The organism is Propioniciclava sp. (assembly GCF_047602245.1).
Taxonomy (GTDB): Bacteria; Actinomycetota; Actinomycetes; order Propionibacteriales; family Propionibacteriaceae; genus Propioniciclava.
Window position 1 is genome coordinate 2685940 of the sequence record NZ_JASGHT010000001.1, and the last position, 15997, is coordinate 2701936.

The 15997-nt window shown below is 71.7% G+C and carries 13 protein-coding genes; 9 read left to right on the forward strand and 4 right to left on the reverse strand.

Annotated features, from left to right (window positions below):
- Positions 1-294 precede the first annotated feature (294 nt).
- Positions 295-663: a DUF3040 domain-containing protein gene (locus QM708_RS12720; protein WP_415109078.1), complete on the forward strand. Its 369-nt coding sequence runs from the start codon at positions 295-297 to the stop codon at positions 661-663.
- Positions 664-730: 67 nt separating this feature from the next.
- Here the strand turns inward: QM708_RS12720 and QM708_RS12725 are convergent, their stop codons facing one another.
- The 4 genes from QM708_RS12725 to QM708_RS12740 are packed head-to-tail and all read right to left on the reverse strand — an operon-like array spanning position 731 to position 6394.
- Positions 731-2086 carry an APC family permease gene (locus QM708_RS12725; RefSeq protein WP_415109081.1) on the reverse strand — a complete coding sequence of 452 codons (1356 nt, stop codon included), beginning with the start codon at positions 2084-2086 and terminating at the stop codon, positions 731-733.
- A 13-nt stretch (positions 2087-2099) separates the two neighbouring features.
- Positions 2100-4202: a transglutaminaseTgpA domain-containing protein gene (locus QM708_RS12730; protein ID WP_415109084.1), complete on the reverse strand. Its 2103-nt coding sequence runs from the start codon at positions 4200-4202 to the stop codon at positions 2100-2102.
- A complete protein-coding gene (locus QM708_RS12735) occupies positions 4199-5416 on the reverse strand; it encodes a DUF58 domain-containing protein (protein ID WP_415109087.1) in 1218 nt (405 codons plus the stop codon). Before QM708_RS12735 ends, QM708_RS12730 begins: the two co-directional genes overlap by 4 nt.
- Before the next feature lie 3 nt (positions 5417-5419).
- On the reverse strand, positions 5420-6394 hold the full coding sequence (locus tag QM708_RS12740; RefSeq protein ID WP_415109090.1) for an AAA family ATPase: 975 nt from the start codon (positions 6392-6394) through the stop codon (positions 5420-5422).
- Between the two features lie 136 nt (positions 6395-6530).
- Between QM708_RS12740 and mraZ the strand changes: the two genes are divergently transcribed.
- From mraZ to murD, 8 genes are all read left to right on the forward strand, one after another.
- Entirely contained in the window at positions 6531-6971 is a 441-nt protein-coding gene (mraZ, locus tag QM708_RS12745; RefSeq protein ID WP_415109093.1) for a division/cell wall cluster transcriptional repressor MraZ, read from the forward strand.
- 121 nt (positions 6972-7092) lie between these two features.
- Complete coding sequence (rsmH, locus tag QM708_RS12750; protein ID WP_415109096.1) at positions 7093-8049, forward strand: 16S rRNA (cytosine(1402)-N(4))-methyltransferase RsmH; 957 nt, start codon at positions 7093-7095, stop codon at positions 8047-8049.
- Positions 8046-8678, forward strand: coding sequence for a hypothetical protein (locus tag QM708_RS12755; protein WP_415109099.1), 633 nt, complete (start codon positions 8046-8048; stop codon positions 8676-8678). The genes rsmH and QM708_RS12755 overlap by 4 nt, the downstream gene beginning before the upstream one ends.
- Complete coding sequence (locus QM708_RS12760) at positions 8675-10504, forward strand: peptidoglycan D,D-transpeptidase FtsI family protein (protein ID WP_415109102.1); 1830 nt, start codon at positions 8675-8677, stop codon at positions 10502-10504. The genes QM708_RS12755 and QM708_RS12760 overlap by 4 nt, the downstream gene beginning before the upstream one ends.
- A gap of 9 nt (positions 10505-10513) precedes the next feature.
- Positions 10514-12001, forward strand: coding sequence for a UDP-N-acetylmuramoyl-L-alanyl-D-glutamate--2,6-diaminopimelate ligase (locus QM708_RS12765; protein WP_415109105.1), 1488 nt, complete (start codon positions 10514-10516; stop codon positions 11999-12001).
- 1 nt (position 12002) lies between these two features.
- Entirely contained in the window at positions 12003-13433 is a 1431-nt protein-coding gene (locus tag QM708_RS12770) for a UDP-N-acetylmuramoyl-tripeptide--D-alanyl-D-alanine ligase (protein WP_415109108.1), read from the forward strand.
- Positions 13430-14512 (forward strand): phospho-N-acetylmuramoyl-pentapeptide-transferase, encoded by a 1083-nt coding sequence (mraY, locus tag QM708_RS12775; RefSeq protein ID WP_415109111.1) that lies wholly within the window; start codon positions 13430-13432, stop codon positions 14510-14512. Before QM708_RS12770 ends, mraY begins: the two co-directional genes overlap by 4 nt.
- Positions 14482-15978 carry a UDP-N-acetylmuramoyl-L-alanine--D-glutamate ligase gene (gene murD, locus QM708_RS12780; RefSeq protein ID WP_415109114.1) on the forward strand — a complete coding sequence of 499 codons (1497 nt, stop codon included), beginning with the start codon at positions 14482-14484 and terminating at the stop codon, positions 15976-15978. The genes mraY and murD overlap by 31 nt, the downstream gene beginning before the upstream one ends.
- Positions 15979-15997: the final 19 nt, after the last annotated feature.

Genomic DNA, 15997 nt, shown 5'->3' on the forward strand with positions numbered 1-15997 from the left:
ATGAACTGGCGGCAATGTAGCAGCCGCACGATCGGGCCTAGCCCGCAGGCCGGGCGGCGGACGCCGTGTGCGCCGGCCCGGTGCGCGGACGCCGCCGCCGCGGTCTGCTGCCGTGGGCCCGTGCCCGCGCCGCCGCGGGGCACGGGTGATCTGCTGAGCTGATGCACCCGGCTGACAGGCGGGTCTCGCCCGGAGAAAGCGAAGGTCCCGCCCAGTTCCGTTTGCGACCTCGCACGCCTACACTTGTTACACGTCCGAAACGGGCGTGGCTTCACCCGAGGAAGGGAGGGCGAGATGGCACTGTCCGAGTACGAACAGCGGCTCCTTGAGCAGATGGAGGCCGCACTCGCGGCTGAAGACCCCAAGCTCGCCAACACGCTTCGCGGCGCGCACCCACGTAAACTGCATCGGCGCCGGGCCGCGATCGCGGGGGTGGGATTCCTCGTCGGTCTCGCGGCCCTGATCGGTGGCATGCAGTTGGCCCAGTGGATCGGTGTGATCGTCAGTGTGATCGGCTTCGTGATCATGCTCGCCTCGACCGTGGTGGCGCTCAACTCGTGGAAGGTGGTCGAGGGGCAACCCGGCGACGACGACTTCCCCGATCCCCGCGGCGTGTTCACCGATCGCTTCGACGAGCAACGCCGCCCCACCGACGACTTCTGAGTTTTCGCGTTCGACCTTCGTGCCGCTGCCGGGATGACACCCGGCCAGCGGCACGAACGCTTTCGGGTCAGTCCCCAGCGACCGGCTTGATCTCGCGGCGTCCGTACGCCCGGGCGATGAAGAACAGCAGCGAGCCGACCACCAGGTAACCGATGCCGATCAGCCAGGTCGTCATGCTCTGCTGGGTCAGCAGCGCGATGCTGGCGATCAGCGCGAGCACGTTGACGATCGTGGGCGTGCGGAAGTACCGGTGCGCGACCTCGTCCTTCTTCAGCACGATCGCCGAGACGTGCGCGGAGATGAAGACCAGCACCAGCAGCAGCACCGTGGTGTTGGCCAGGGTGCCGACATCGCCGACGAAACTCATCGCCATGATCGACACCCCGACGACCAGGATCGCGACCCACGGCGTCCGCTGGGTGGGGCGCACCAGCCCGAACAGGGGCGGCAGCAGGCCCGCCTCGGCCAGGCCGTAGGTGGCCCGGCTGGCCATCACCATGAACAGCAGCGCGCCGTTGCCGATGGCCACCAGGGCGATCAGCGAGAACAGCCACGGCGGGAACGCCAGGCCGGAGGCGTGGATCACTTCCAGCAGCGGGCCCTGGGAGTTGGCGAGCTGGTCGGTCGGCACCACGATGGCGGCGCTCAGCGCGATGAGCAGGTAGACCACGCCGGCGGTGGCCACGGCGCCGAACAGGGCGCGGGGGAAGGCGCGGGCCGGCTCCTTGACCTCCTCGGCCATATTGGCGGCGGTCTCGAAGCCGAGGAAGGAGTAGAAGGCGGTCACGGCGGCGACGAGGGTGCCCTCCATCGGCGGGATGCCCGCGGCGAACTCGGTGACCCGGGTCAGGTCACCGCCGCCCTTGCCCAGCACGATCGCGGCGACCACGATGACGATGATCAGGCCGGTCAGCTCGATCATGGTGGCGACCACGTTGGTCATCAGCGATTCGCGGACGCCGCGCAGGTTGATCGCCATCAGCAGGCTGATGAACACCACGATCACCGGGATCGGAGGCAGGTCGACCAGCGCGCGCAGGTAATCGCCGGCGAAGGCGTTCGCCAAGGCCGCCGAGGTGGTGATGCCGGAGGCGAGCATCAGGAAGCCGACCAGGAAGGTGAGGTACGGCGAGTTGAAGGCCCGTTCGGCGAACCGCGCGGCCCCGCCGGCGTGCGGATACTTGGTGATCAGTTCGGCATAGGTGCCGGTGGTGAGCAAGGCCAGGGCGAGCGCGAGCAGTAGCGGCGCCCAGATCGCGCCGCCGACGCTGTGGGCGATGGTGCCCACCAGTGCGTAGATCCCGGCGCCGAGGGTGTCGCCGACGATGAAGAAGAACAGCAGGAGGGGGCCCACGCTGCGTTTGAGTTTGGTCTGTGTCTCCCCGGTCTCGGCGTTGATTGCGGAAGGAATGATGTCGGCCACGGGGGTAAGGCTGTCAGAACCCGGGCCGGGATGCGGCCCGTCGCTGACCTTTGGCCGCTTTCACCGCGGCGGTGATCGCCGTGACCTCGGCCCGCCAGTACCCCGGGCCGTCGTAGCGTTCGGCCTGGTCGTACATCGCCCGCTCGGCGGACGCGGCGAGCGTGCGCAGCGCCCGGGCGGCCTCGGCGTCCCCGCTCCAGACCACGATCAGCTTCTCCGCGGCGAAGCGCGGGGAGCCCTCGGGCCAGGCGATCCGGGCGCGGGTCACCGTGTCCTGCACCTCGTCCCAGGCAGCGAGGGTGTCGGCGCGGGCGTCGCCCGACCCGGCCAGGCGGATCGCGCGGCGCCGTGCGCGCCACCAGTGAGGAGCGAACGCCGCGGTGACCAGCAGCACCGTCGCCGCGGCGGCGAACGGCAGCCATCGGGGAAGTCCCGGTGCGGCGGGCGCCGCGGGGGCGGCCGGCGGGGGCGTGGCCGGGGCGAGGGTCGGCGCCGGCGCAGCGGTGGCGGGCGGGGTGGTGGGCGGCGATGGCGTCGGTTCGGCGGTCGGGGTCAGCGCCTCTTGCCCGTTCGCGCCGCGGCCGGGAGTCGGCTCGAAGGCCACCCAGCCCAGCCCGTCCAGCCACAATTCCGGCCAGGTGTGCAGGTCGCGGGTGGTGACCGCCCACCCCTGGTCGTCACGTTCGCCGGGCAGGAAGCCGACCGCCAGCCGCGCCGGGATGCCGGCCTCGCGGGCCAGGATCACCATCGCGCCGGCGAACTGCTCGCAGTAGCCGCGGCGGGAGGAGAACAGGAACTCATCGATCGTGGCCATCGAGTCGCCGGTGCCCACCGATGGGGCTGTGGAATAGGTGAACTGCGACGAGCGCAGAAAGTCCTGGATCGCCTGAGCCTTCGCGCCGGCGGTCGGCGCGCCGGAGGTGATCGTGCGGGCGAGGTTGCGCACGCGGGCCGGCAGGCCGTCCGGCAGGGCGAGGGTCAGCTCACGCTCGGGGGCGCGGTCGGCGCTCGCCCGAGCGATCGTCTCCGCATCCGGCCGAACCTCCAAGCTGTTCACCTGGTAGGTGAGGCCTGCCGAGGCCGAGGAACGCTCAGGGCCGGCCAGCGCCATCACGTCGAGGGTCTCCAGGGCGAACCCCCACTCGCCGGGGGCGTCGAACGAGGTCGGCACCGGCGGCACGGGCAACCACTCGCTGGCGAAGGAGCCGATGGTCACCGAGGCCGTCCGCCGGCGGCCCGGGGGCGAGCCGGGGACGCCGGGCATCCGTCCCGTGCCGACCTTGACCTCGGCCAGGCTGAAACCGCGGTCGCCGAGCACGGGCAGCGTCGCCATCTTCAGATAGGTGCCGGTGCCGTCGTCGGTGGTGTAGCGGATCACCACCTCGTCGCTGCCCCGGACGATGTTGTGCTTGAGGTCGAGGGAGGGATCGGTCATCTGGAGCGCGTCGGGTCGCTGGGGTGCCTCGAACGCGGGCAGCAGCGGGGCGAGCGCCCAGGCGAGCCCGAGGGCCGCCACGGTCGCCGTGGTCGCGCTGGCCAGGACGAGAGCGCGTCCGGACGCCGATGCCCGGGGTTGCGGGCGCAGGCCCGCCCACAGCACGAGCCCGATTCCCGCGGCGAGCGGAACGAAGTCCGAGAACAGCGTCGCCGTGGGGAGCAGGGCCGCGACCAAGTGCAGCGCGATCGGCGAGGCGACCGCGAGCACCGGACGCCCGCCCGACACGGCGAACACGTCGGTCGCGATGGCCAGCAGGCCGACCGCCACGATCAGGATCAGTGTCACGCCCGGATGCGGTGCCACGGGCACGCTGCTGCGCTGGATGAAGGAGATCCCCGATGGGAGCAGCATCAGCCCGCGGATCGCGGCCGGCGCGCCGTGGAGCAGCGCCAGCCCTCCCACGGCGAGCACGGCCAGCCCGGTCGCCTGCGCGGCGACCAGGACGTCGGGCCGAAGCCGCCACGCGCGACCGGCCCAGCCCAGCAGACCGGTCAGCACGATGGCCAGCGCCGCCACCACCAGCGTCCCGGAATCGAGGGTGATCTCGCGCCACGGCAGCAACTGCGCGCACTGGGCCACCATCACCGCGAAGGTGAGCCGCGCGTTCGGCGTCCTCATCGGGCCTGTCCGGCCTCGGGCGCCCACGCGTGCGGCAGCGCGGACAGTGATGTGATCTCGCGCACCTCCCAGCCGTGGGCGGTGAGTATCTCGGAGGCCTCCTGGAAGGAGTCCCGCTGTGCGGCGTCCGGGCCCAGCACGAAGGCCAGGCGCTGCTGGCGCGGCCCGCCTGCGGCCGTGAGCAGGTCGGCCGACCGCGGATCGAGCACGCCGAGCAGCGCCACCAGCAGCTGGTCCCCTCCGGCCTGTGCCACGTTGACGGTGGCCTCGCTCAGGTCGGTGAGGTCGGTGAGGCCGACCTCGATCAACGGCTCCATCAGCGACTCCCGCGCATCGGGAGCGTCGGCGGCGACCTGCTGCCGTAGCCCTCCTGCTCCGACGAGGGTCACCGTGCAGCCGTCCTCGAGCAGGCGCAGGCCGATCGACGCTGCCGCCGAGACCAGCGTCTCGAAGCCGGCCCGCCCCGCGGCATCCGCCGGGTAGGCGTCCGCGCGGGTGTCGAGCAAGACCCAGGCCGTCGGATCCCAGGCCGCCTCCTCCCGGCGCACCATCAGCGTGCCCAGGCGCGCGGTCGAGGGCCAGTGGATGCGCCGGACGTCGTCGCGGGGCCGGTACTCGCGCACCATCGCGTCGTCGGGGCCGGCCATCGCCGTGTGCGGGATCGGGGTCTCGCCGGTCATGCCGTAGGAGTGGGTGCGCAGCGGCGGCAGCGCGACGACCGGCGGGGTCACGGTGAGGACGGTGGCGTGCTCGACGCGCACCGTCCACACCCAGAAACCGAAGACATCGGTGAACCGGACGCGGCACCCGTCCAGCGTGTAGCGCCCCCGCCGCCGGGGACGGAGCAGGTACTCCGAGACCGTGCTGCGGCCCCGGCCCGAGGCGTCCGCCTGCATCCGGTGCGGCGTGCCGAGCGCGGGGCCGGGGTCGTCCTCGATGGTGGCGGTGCCGCTCGCGCTGGGCCGCGCCGCGGTCGCGGTGAGCGTGACCGTGGCGGTCTCGCGGGCCGCGACCACCCCCGGCGTGATCGTGCGGCTCACCCCGATCCGCGGCAGCGCCAGCAGTGCCGAGGCGAGGCAGGCCAGCGGCAGCGCGGCGAGGAAAAGCGCTGGCCAGGCGGTGTTCTGGGTGCCGACCAGGAATCCGGTCAGCATCAGCGCGACGCCCGCGATGACGAAGGCAAGCGCGCGCGGGGTGGGTGAGGGCAGGGCCATGGCTCAGGTGTGTCGCGGTGCTGGCACGGTGGCGGCAATCCGGGTCAGGACTTCGTCCGCGCTCGCCCGGGCGGTGTGCGCCCGGTGGCTGAGCAGGACCCGGTGCCCGAGAACAGGAACGATGAGCGCGGAGGCGTCCTCGGGGATCACGTAACCGCGGCCGTGCACGGCCGCCCGCGCCCGCGCTGCGCGGAGCAATTGCAGGCTGGCGCGCGGTGACGCGCCCAGGCGGAGCGCGTCGGTGCTGCGGGTGGCAGCCACGAGCCGCACGATGTAGTCCTTCAGCGCGTCGTGCACGAACACCCCGCTCACCTGGCGCCGGGCGGCGAGGATGCCCTCGGCGTCGGTGACCGGGGTCAGCGCGTCCAGCGGGTTGGCGGCACCGTGGTGCTCCAGCATCGCGACCTCGGCGTCGTGGCTGGGGTAGCCCATCGACACCGAGGCCATGAAACGGTCCCGCTGGGCCTCGGGCAGCGGGTAGGTGCCCTGCATCTCGATCGGGTTCTGCGTGGCGAACACCATGAACGGCTTCGGCAGCTCGTGGCTGACGCCGTCGACGGAGACGCGCCCTTCCTCCATGGCTTCCAGCAACGCCGACTGGGTCTTGGGTGAGGCCCGGTTGATCTCGTCGCCGATCACGATCGTGGCGAAGACTGCTCCGGGCTTGAACTCGAACTCCCGGGTTTGCGGGTTGAACACCGACACGCCGGTGATGTCGCTGGGTAGCAGGTCGGCGGTGAACTGGATCCGGCGGGCGGTGGCGTCGATCGAGCGCGCCAGGGTGCGGGCGAGCATCGTCTTGCCGACGCCGGGTACGTCCTCGATCAGCAGGTGCCCGCCGGCCAGCAGCGCGATCAGGGCGATGTCGACGGCGTCCGGCTTGCCTTCGATCACCGACCCGACCGATGACCGCAGCCGGTCGGCGAGCTGCAGCACGGGCGTCACATCGGCGGAGGCGGTATTCGTCACGGCATCCACGGTAGCCGCCCGGAGGTGTGCCTCAGCAAGGGGAGTGGGTCGAGTTTTACACAGGCTTCGAACACCCCAAAGTGGGGTGAGGTGGGGTAAAGTGGGGGATAGTGGAGGACAAGCACAGCCGGAGGGAGGGGTCGCAGTGTTTCTGGGCACCCATTTCCCCAAGGTGGACGAGAAGGGGCGCTTCTTTCTCCCGGCGAAATTCCGTGACGAACTCGGCGACGGGCTGGTGATCGCGCGCGGGCAGGAACGCTGCCTGGCGATCTATTCCGTCGACGAATTCCAGCGGCAGGCGCAGGCGGCGATGAGCGGGCCCTCCACCCTGCGGGGGATCCGTGACTTCCAGCGCATGTTCGCCTCGGGCGCATCCGACCAGGTGCCCGACAAGCAGGGGCGCGTGACCATCCCGACGGTCCTGAGGGACTATGCCGGGCTGCACAAGGAGATCGCCGTGATCGGTGCGTTCAACCGCGTCGAGGTCTGGGACCTCGCAGCGTGGGAGGCGTACCAGTCCGCTCAGGACGAGGCATTCGCCCAGATGGACGAGGAGATCTTCCCCGGCGCGGAACCCCGCGCCTGACGAAACGTCGCCTGAGGCGAGGCTTCGATCCGGTCGGCCTTCCTGACGCCACTTCCCCGGTGCCAGGCGGACCTCCCGGATCGAAACCCCGCTCCAGGCACACAGATGAGGAGAACGGCTCATGGTGCAGCCCGCCGCGACGGGACACGTGCCCGTCATGGTCGAGCGCATCACCGAGTTGCTCGCCCCCGCGCTCGCCGCCGGTGGCACCTACGTCGACTGCACTCTCGGCCTGTCCGGCCACGCCCGCGCGATCCTGGACGCCTGCCCGGGCGCCCGTCTGGTCGGCATCGACCGGGACGCCGATGCGCTGGCCATCGCCCGTGAGCGCCTGGCCGACTACGGCGACCGGGTCGCGCTGTACGAGGCCGTCTACGACGAACTGCCCGAGGTGCTCGCCGAGGACGGCACCCCGCGCGTGCAGGCGATCCTGGCCGACCTCGGCCTGTCCAGCCTGCAGATCGACCGTCGCGAGCGCGGTTTCGCCTATTCGGTGGACGCCCCGCTCGATATGCGGATGACCCAAAGCTCCGGGCCGACCGCGGCCGACGTCGTCAATACCTACGACGCACGCAATCTGGCAAGAATCTTGCGTGCCTTCGGCGAGGAACGTTTCGCCGACCGGATCGCCCGGCGTATCGTCTCCGAACGTGCGAGCGAGCCGTTCACGACGTCCGGGCGCCTCGTGTCCGTGATCGCCGAGGCCATTCCCGCCGCATCCCGCGCCACCGGCGGGCACCCCGCCAAGCGCACCTTCCAGGCGTTGCGCATCGAGGTCAACCGCGAACTCGAGGCGCTGGAGGGCCTGCTGCCCGCCGCACTCGACGCGCTCGCGCCCGCCGGGCGCTTCGCCGTGCTGGCCTACCACTCGCTGGAGGACCGCATGGTCAAGCGGTGCTTCGCCGAGGCCAGCACCGATCGTGCGCCGCGGGACATGCCCGTGGTGCCGCCGGCGTTGCGCGCCCAGTTCCACCTCGTCACCCGCGGCGCCGAGCGCCCCGGCGCGGACGAGGAATCAGTCAACCCCCGCGCGGCGTCCGCTCGCCTGCGCGTGATCGAACGGGAGGTGACGCCATGACGGCGTGGGAAGTCATCATGGACGCGCCCAAGCGCATCGGGGAGGCGGCCGCCCAGGCGCGCCCGCACCTGCGCAGCATCGCGAGCCCGCCCCGGCGGATCGGGCCGGTGCCGTTCGCGCTGACCCTGGTCTCGCTCGTCATCGCGGGCATGGTGGGCCTGCTGGCGTTGACCACCGCGCTGCAGAACCAGGGCTTCGCCGTGCGCGACGCCCAGCGTGAGGCGACCGAGCTCGGTTACCGGGTCTCCGACCTCACCTCGCAGGTGAACAAGGCCGGTGCTCCGGCCGAACTCGGACGCCGCGCGGCCGCGCTGGGCATGGTGCCCAACCCGCACGCGGTGTTCATCGATGTGCGCACCGGCACCGTGATCGGCGACCCTGTGGTGGTGCGCGGTAACGAGATTCCCAGCCTGACCATGACCCAGCAGGACATCGAGGCCAAGGCGGCCGAGCGTGCGGCGGAGAAGGCGTCCGCGGACGCGACCGCCGCGGCCGCAGCAACCGGAGCCAAGGTGAGCGCCTCCGCGGCACCGTCCGCGAGCGCGCCCGCGAAGGCGAGTGCTCCCGCCAAGGCGAACGCGTCCGCGAAGCCGAGCGCGTCGGCGAAGGCCACGGGGGCATCGAGGTGAGCGGTGGCGTCCGGGGCGGCAAGCACCGGGTGCCGCTGGCGTCCTCGGCCTTCCGGCTGCGCGTCCTCGCGCTGGCCGTCGCGGTGATGTTCTCGGTGCTGGCTGCGCGCGCGATCCAGATCCAGGTGGTCAGTGCCGACGAGATGGCGGCCAAGGCGGCCACCGCCATGACGGTCGCGCGCGACGTGCCGGCCCAGCGCGGCACGATCACCGGGCGCGACGGCCAGGTACTGGCGTTCACCGAGGCCACCGTCAACGTGATCGCAGATCCGTCGATGATCGCCACCAACGGCAAGGAGCCGGAGGCGGTGCGCGACTCCGACCGGCAGAAGGCCGCCAGTGCGCCTGCCGAGATGGCGAAGATCATCGCCAAGCACACCGGCGTCAACGCCGGTGAGATCGAGAACAAGCTGCGCAAGGCCACCACGGTGAACTCCGGCGGTGCCGAGACGGCGGTGCGCTATCAGCTGCTCGCCAAGCAGGTGCCCTCGACCGCCTGGCTGGAGCTGACAGCCGACCTGAGCGCGGGCAAGTTCGTCGGTGTCTTCCGGGAGTCCAATCCGCGCCGGGTCTACCCGATGAACACGGTGGCCAGCAATGTGGTCGGCGCGATGAGCGCCGGCAAGGGGCTGCTCGGCCTGGAGTACTCCCGCGAAAGCGATCTGGCCGGCGTCCCGGGCCGGGAGACCTACGAGACCTCGCCCAACGGCAAGATCCCGCTCGGCAACCAGACCCTCACCCCCGCGGTGAACGGCCGTGACATCCAGCTGACGCTCGACGCGGATCTGCAGTGGATGACCGAGCGCCGGCTGGCCGAACGCGTCCAGGAGGCCGGCGGCACCTGGGGTGTCGCGCTCGTGATGGACGTGGAGACCGGCGAGCTGTTGACGATGGCCAACTATCCGTCATTCGACTCCAACGACCTGAAGGGCACCAAGGAGGAGGACCTCGGCAACCGGGCGATCACCGCCGCCTACGAGCCGGGCTCGGTGCAGAAGGTGCTCACCTTGTCCGCCTTGCTGGATGCGGGGCTGACCACGCCCGATACGGCGTACCCGATCGACGACACCCTGAAGATCGGCGATCACACGATTCAGGACGCCTGGAAGCACGGCAAGGTCAACATCACCACCCGCGGCATCCTGGTGAAATCGTCCAACGTGGGCGCGATCACCGCGGCCCGGGCGATGGAGCCCGCGGCCCTGCGCGACTACATGCTCCGCTTCGGGCTGGGCACCAAGACCAACCTCGGGCTGCCCGGCGAGGCGGCGGGCAGCGTCCCGCCGGCCGGCATGCCCCGCTATCAAGCCGACTCGATGGCCTACGGCTATGGCCTGTCGACCACCGCGGTGCAGATGGCCGCGGCGGTGGCCGCGGTCGCCAACGGCGGGGTGTACACCGAGCCGACGCTGGTCAAGGCGACCGGTGTGAACGGCAGCTGGACGCCCGCGCCGGCGCCCGCGTCGCATCGGGTGATCTCCGACGAGGCCGCCCGCCAGACCATTGAGATGATGGAACAGCGCACGATGGATTCCGCCGACCAGCTGAAGATCGCGGGCTACCGCACCGGGACCAAGACGGGCACCGCGCGGATCGCCGGCGGCTCGGGCTACCAGGGCCAGGTGGCGTCCATCATCGGCGTGGCGCCGGTGGAGGACCCGCAGGTGCTCGTCTACGTCCTGGTCGGCCGACCCGATACCATGGGCGCCGGACTGGGGACGGCAGGCCCGGTCTACCGCGACATCATGGCGCTCGCCCTGCCCCGCTACGGGGTGCAGCCGCGCAATGACATCGTGGACACCCCACTGCCCCTGGTGAAGGAGTAACCCCATCCGATGAACCGGCCGGTTCTGAGGCCTTCGAGCGCCCCCGGATTGCCCCTGGCACAACTCGTGCCGGGGGTTGACGGCGTTGTCGCGGGCGTCACCCTCGACTCCCGCGGCGTCCGCCCCGGTGACCTCTATGTGGGGCTGCCGGGCACGCGCGCGCACGGCGCGTCCTTCGCCGCGCAGGCGCGGGCCGCGGGTGCGGTCGCGTTGCTGACCGACGCCGCGGGCGCTGGTCTGGCCGGTGACGCGGGCCTGCCGGTGATCGTCGTGGGCGACCCGCGTGCCGTGATGGCCACGATCGCCGCCGACGTCTACGGACGCCCCGGTGAGCAGCTGGACCTGTTCGGCGTCACCGGAACCAACGGCAAGACCTCGACGGTGTGCCTGCTGGAGGCCGCACTCACCGGCCTGGGCCGCCAGGTCGGCACGATCGGCACCCTCGGCTTTCAGATCGGTGGAGCCCCGCTGGTGTCGTCGCGGACCACGATCACCACACCCGAGTCTCCCGACCTGCAGGCGCTGCTCGCGATCATGCGGGAACGCGGTGCCGACACCGTTGCGATGGAGGTGAGCAGCCACGCGCTCGCCCTGCACCGCGCGGACGCGCTCACCTTCGCCGCCGCCGGTTTCACCATGCTCGGCCAGGACCATCTGGAGTTCCACCACACGCTGGAGGACTACTTCGCGGCCAAGGCGAAGCTGTTCCTGGGCGGGCGCACCCGGGCGGCCGTGGTGAACACCGCGGACCCGTGGGGCCGTCGCCTGGCCGGCCTGGTCCGCGCCGACGGTACGGCGAGGCTGGTCACCGTGCACGCCGATGATGCCGACTACCGGGTGCTCGAGGCGTCCGGTCTGCCGAGTGGTGGATGGCGCGTCCGCCTGGCCCACCCGGGCGGAACCACCGTCTTCGAGTTGTCGATGCTGGGGGCCTTCAACGTCGCGAACGCGGTCACCGCGCTCGCCATGGCCGGCGCAGCCGGGATCGATGTCGCCGCGGCCGCCCGCGGCATGGGTGCGGCGCAGATTCACGGACGGATGCAGCGCGTCGACCTCGGCGAAGGCGCGCCGCACGCGGTCGTCGACTTCGCGCACACCCCGCAGGCGGTGGCCGCGGCCCTGGACGCCCTGCCGCGCACCGGGCGCCGGATCGCCGTGCTGGGTGCCGGTGGCGACCGTGACGCCAGCAAGCGCGGCCCGATGGGCCGCGCGGCCGCCGAGGGCGCCGACGTGGTGGTGGTCACCGACGACAATCCGCGCAGCGAGGACCCGGCCGCGATCCGTGCCGCCGTGCTCGCCGGCGCGCGCGAGGTGGCCGGGGTGGAGGCCATCGACGGCGGTCCGCGCCGGGACGCGATCGCGCTCGCGCTGCGCCTGGCAAGGCCTGGCGACTGGGTCGCGGTGCTGGGCAAGGGCCATGAGACCGGCCAGGAGATCGCGGGCGCGACCAGCCCGTTCGATGACGTCGTCGTGCTCGGCGAAGTGTGGGGGAACTGAGATGGAACGCATCACGGTGGGCGCGCTGGCGTCCGTGATCGGCGGACGGCCGCGCGAGGGAGATGACTCCGGCGCGCTGGTCGGCCCGCGGGTCGTCATCGACTCGCGCGAGGCCGGTGACGGTGCCCTGTTCGTGGCGCTGCCGGGCGAGCGCACCGACGGGCACGCCTTCGTCGGGGCCGCGGCCGCGGCCGGTGCGGGGGCCGCACTGGTGGCGCACCCGGTCGAGGCCGACCTGCCTCAGGTGATCGTCGAGGATCCGCTGGCCGGCCTCGCCGCCTTGGCGCGTACGGTCGTCGACGCCGGGCGCGCGCGTGGGCTGCGGGTGATCGGGGTGACCGGTTCGTCGGGCAAGACCTCTACCAAGGACCTGATCAGCCAGGTGCTGGGCGCCTTCGGGCCGACGGTGGCGCCGCCGGGATCGTTCAACAACGAGATCGGAGCCCCGCTCACCGCCTGCCGGGTGGACGCGACCACGAGGTACCTGGTCAGCGAGATGGGTGCGCGCGGCCCCGGCCACATCGCCGCCCTCACCGCGATCACGCCGCCCGATGTCGGCGCCGTCCTCAACGTCGGCTCGGCCCACCTCGGTGAGTTCGGCTCGGTCGAAGGCATCGCCGCCGCGAAGGGTGAGCTGGTCGAGGCGCTGGACGCCGACGGCTGGGCCGTTCTGAACGCCGACGACCCGCAGGTGGCTGCGATGGCGTCCCGGACCACCGCCCGGCTGGCACTGGTCAGCGCGCGCGGCGAGCCGGACGCCGGCGCGCTGCGGGTGTGGGCGTCCGGCGTCACCGCCGACGACACCCAGCGGCACGCGTTCACCCTGCACGCCGCCGGCCAGGTCTGTGGGAGCGCGCCGGTGAGCCTGCGCGTGCTGGGTGCGCACAATGTGTCCAACGCGGTCGCCGCGGCGGCCTGCGCGCTGGCCCTCGGGCTGCCGCTGGCCGGGGTCGCGGACGCGCTGAGCGCGGCCGGCCCGGTGTCGCGCTGGCGGATGGAGCTCGCCCGGCGTGCTGACGGGCTCACCATCGTCAACGACGCCTACAACGCCAACCCCGACTCGATGAGCGCGGCCCTGCACAGCCTGCACGGGTTGCGCCGCGCGGGCGGACGCCTGGTGGCCGTCCTGGGCGACATGCTGGAGCTGGGCGAGGACGCGGTCGCCGCGCACCGCGCGACCGGCGCCCTGGCCGCCGGACTGGGCATCGACGAGCTCTGGGCGACCGGCGAATTCGCCGGCGCGCTGACCGGCGGGTTTGCCGACTCCGGCGGCGGGCGTCACCATCAAGGGAGCAAGGAGGAGATCGTGCGCCTGCTGGCACCGGCCCTCGGCCCGGCGGATGTCGTGCTGGTGAAGGCCTCGCGCGGCCTCGCCCTGGAAACCGTGGCGGACGCCCTGGCCGCCCCTGACGATGAAGGAGCCCGCGCGTGAGGTTGATCCTGCTGGCCGGCGCGCTCGGCCTGCTCGGTGCCCTGGTGGGCACCCGGCTGGCCATCGGCGTGCTCGTGCGCAAGGGCTACGGGCAGTACGTCCGCGACGACGGCCCCAAAGAGCACCTGAAGAAGGCGGGCACGCCGACGATGGGCGGCATCGCCATCATCGGTGCCGTCCTGGTCGCCTACTTCGTGTCCCACCTGGTGTTGTGGACGCCGCCCACGGCGTCCGGCTTGCTGCTGCTGGGCCTGTTCACCGGCCTGGGCATCGTCGGCTTCCTCGACGACTGGATCAAGATCTCCCGGGCGCGCAGCCTGGGCCTGAACAGCCGCGCCAAGCTGATCGGCCAGGCCGCGGTGGCGATCGGGTTCGCCTACGCGTGCCTGCAATTCCCCGATTCGCGGGGCAACACCCCGGGCAGCCAGATGGTCTCGTTCCTGCGCGACATCCAGTGGCTGCATCTGGGCCCGTGGCTCGCGATGGTGTGGATCATCTTCATCATCGCCGCCTTCTCCAACGGCGTGAACCTCTCCGACGGTCTGGACGGCCTGGCCAGCGGCCTGAGCACGATGGTGTTCGCGGCCTTCGCGCTGGTGAACTTTTGGCAGTACAGCCAGTGGTGCAGCCGGCTGTCGACCTCGGGGCCGCAGTGTTATGAGGTGCGGGATCCGCTCGACCTGGCGGCGGTGTCGCTGGCGCTGGCCGGGGCCTGTTTCGGGTTCCTGTGGTGGAACGCCTCGCCTGCCAAGATCTTCATGGGTGACTCCGGGTCGCTGGCCCTGGGCGGCGCGGTGGCCGGGCTGGCGGTGCTCACCCGCACCGAACTGCTCGCCGCGATCCTGGGCGGCATGTTCGTGCTGATCACCTTGTCGGTGATCCTGCAGGTGAGCTACTTCAAGCTCACCGGCGGCAAGCGGCTGTTCAAGATGGCGCCCTTGCACCACCACTTCGAGATGAAGGGCTGGGCCGAGCAGACGGTGGTGATCCGGTTCTGGATCATCTGCGGCATCTTCATCGCCGCAGGCCTGGGCCTGTTCTACGCCGAATGGCTCGCCGGGGCGGAGCTGGCCCGATGAGCGCGCGCGACTGGATCGAGACCGCCGACCGGCTCTCGCCGTGGGGCGAGGCGTCGGTGGTGGTGGCCGGCCTGGGTACCTCCGGGTTCGCCGCCGCCGACGGGTTGATGGCGCTCGGCGCCGGGCGCATCCTGGTGCTGGATGACGCCGACTCGCCGGCCAACCGCGACAAGGCCGCCCTGCTCACCCATCTGGGCGTTGAGGTCCGGCTGGGCCCGGGCTCCACCGCGGTGTTGCCCGAGGGCGCCGACCTGGTGATCGCCTCGCCCGGCTGGCGGCCCACCTGGCCGCTGCTGGTCCAGGCCGCTGAGCGTGGCCTGCCGATCTGGTGCGAGGTCGAACTGGCCTGGCGGATGATGCAGCCCGACCGCATCGTGCCGTGGCTGGGTGTCACCGGCACCAACGGCAAGACCACCACCACGACGATGCTGGCCTCGATGCTGAACGCCGCTGGGCTGAAGACCAGCGCGGTCGGCAACGTGGGGCGTCCGATCATCGAGGCGCTGCTGGACGAGGTCGACTACGACGTGCTCGCCGTCGAACTGTCCAGCTTCCAGCTGCACTGGAGCGAGTCGCTGCGGCTGCACTCGGCCGCCGTGCTCAACCTGCAGCCCGACCACCTGGAGTGGTACGCGCACAACCCCGACCCGTTCGCGGCCTACGCGGCCGACAAGGCCAAGATCTACCACGGCGTGACGCACGCGTGCGTCTACAACGTCGCCGACCCGGCCACCGAGACGATGGTCGCCGACGCCGACGTCACCGAGGGCGCCCGCGCGATCGGGTTCCGGCTGGAGGTGCCCGCGCCGTCCATGCTCGGCGTCGTCGACGACCTACTGGTGGACCGCGCGTTCATCGAGCAGCGCCGCGACTCGGCGATGCCGCTGGCCGAACTCGCCGACGTGGTGCCGTTCGCGCCGCACAATGTCGAGAACGCGCTCGCGGCCGCCGCGCTGGCCCGCAGTTTCGGGGTGCCGCCGCAGGCGATCGCGCAGGGACTGCGCGATCTGGAGATCGGCGACCACCGCATTCAGACCGTGGCCGAGGCCGGCGGCGTCCGCTACGTCGACGACTCGAAGGCGACCAACCCGCACGCGGCGGCGTCCTCGATGCGCGCCTTCGAGTCGATCGTCTGGATCGCCGGCGGTCAGGCCAAGGGCACCACCTTCGACGACCTGGTCACCAGCTACGGCCACAAGCTCAAGGGCGCGGTGCTGCTCGGCGTCGACCGCGGCGTGATCGCCGATGCGCTTGCCCGACACGCGCCCGATGTGCCGGTGATCGTCCTGGACTCACCGGACACTGGAACCATGGCCGAGGCGGTGCGTATCGCCGCGGGGCTGGCCGAGCCGGGGGACACCGTCTTGATGGCGCCCGGGTGCGCGAGTCTGGACATGTGGCCCGGCTACGGCGCCCGTGGCCGCGACTTCACTGACGCGGCCCGCACCTTGACCGAGAACGAGTAGACGACAGCGAGAAGACGGG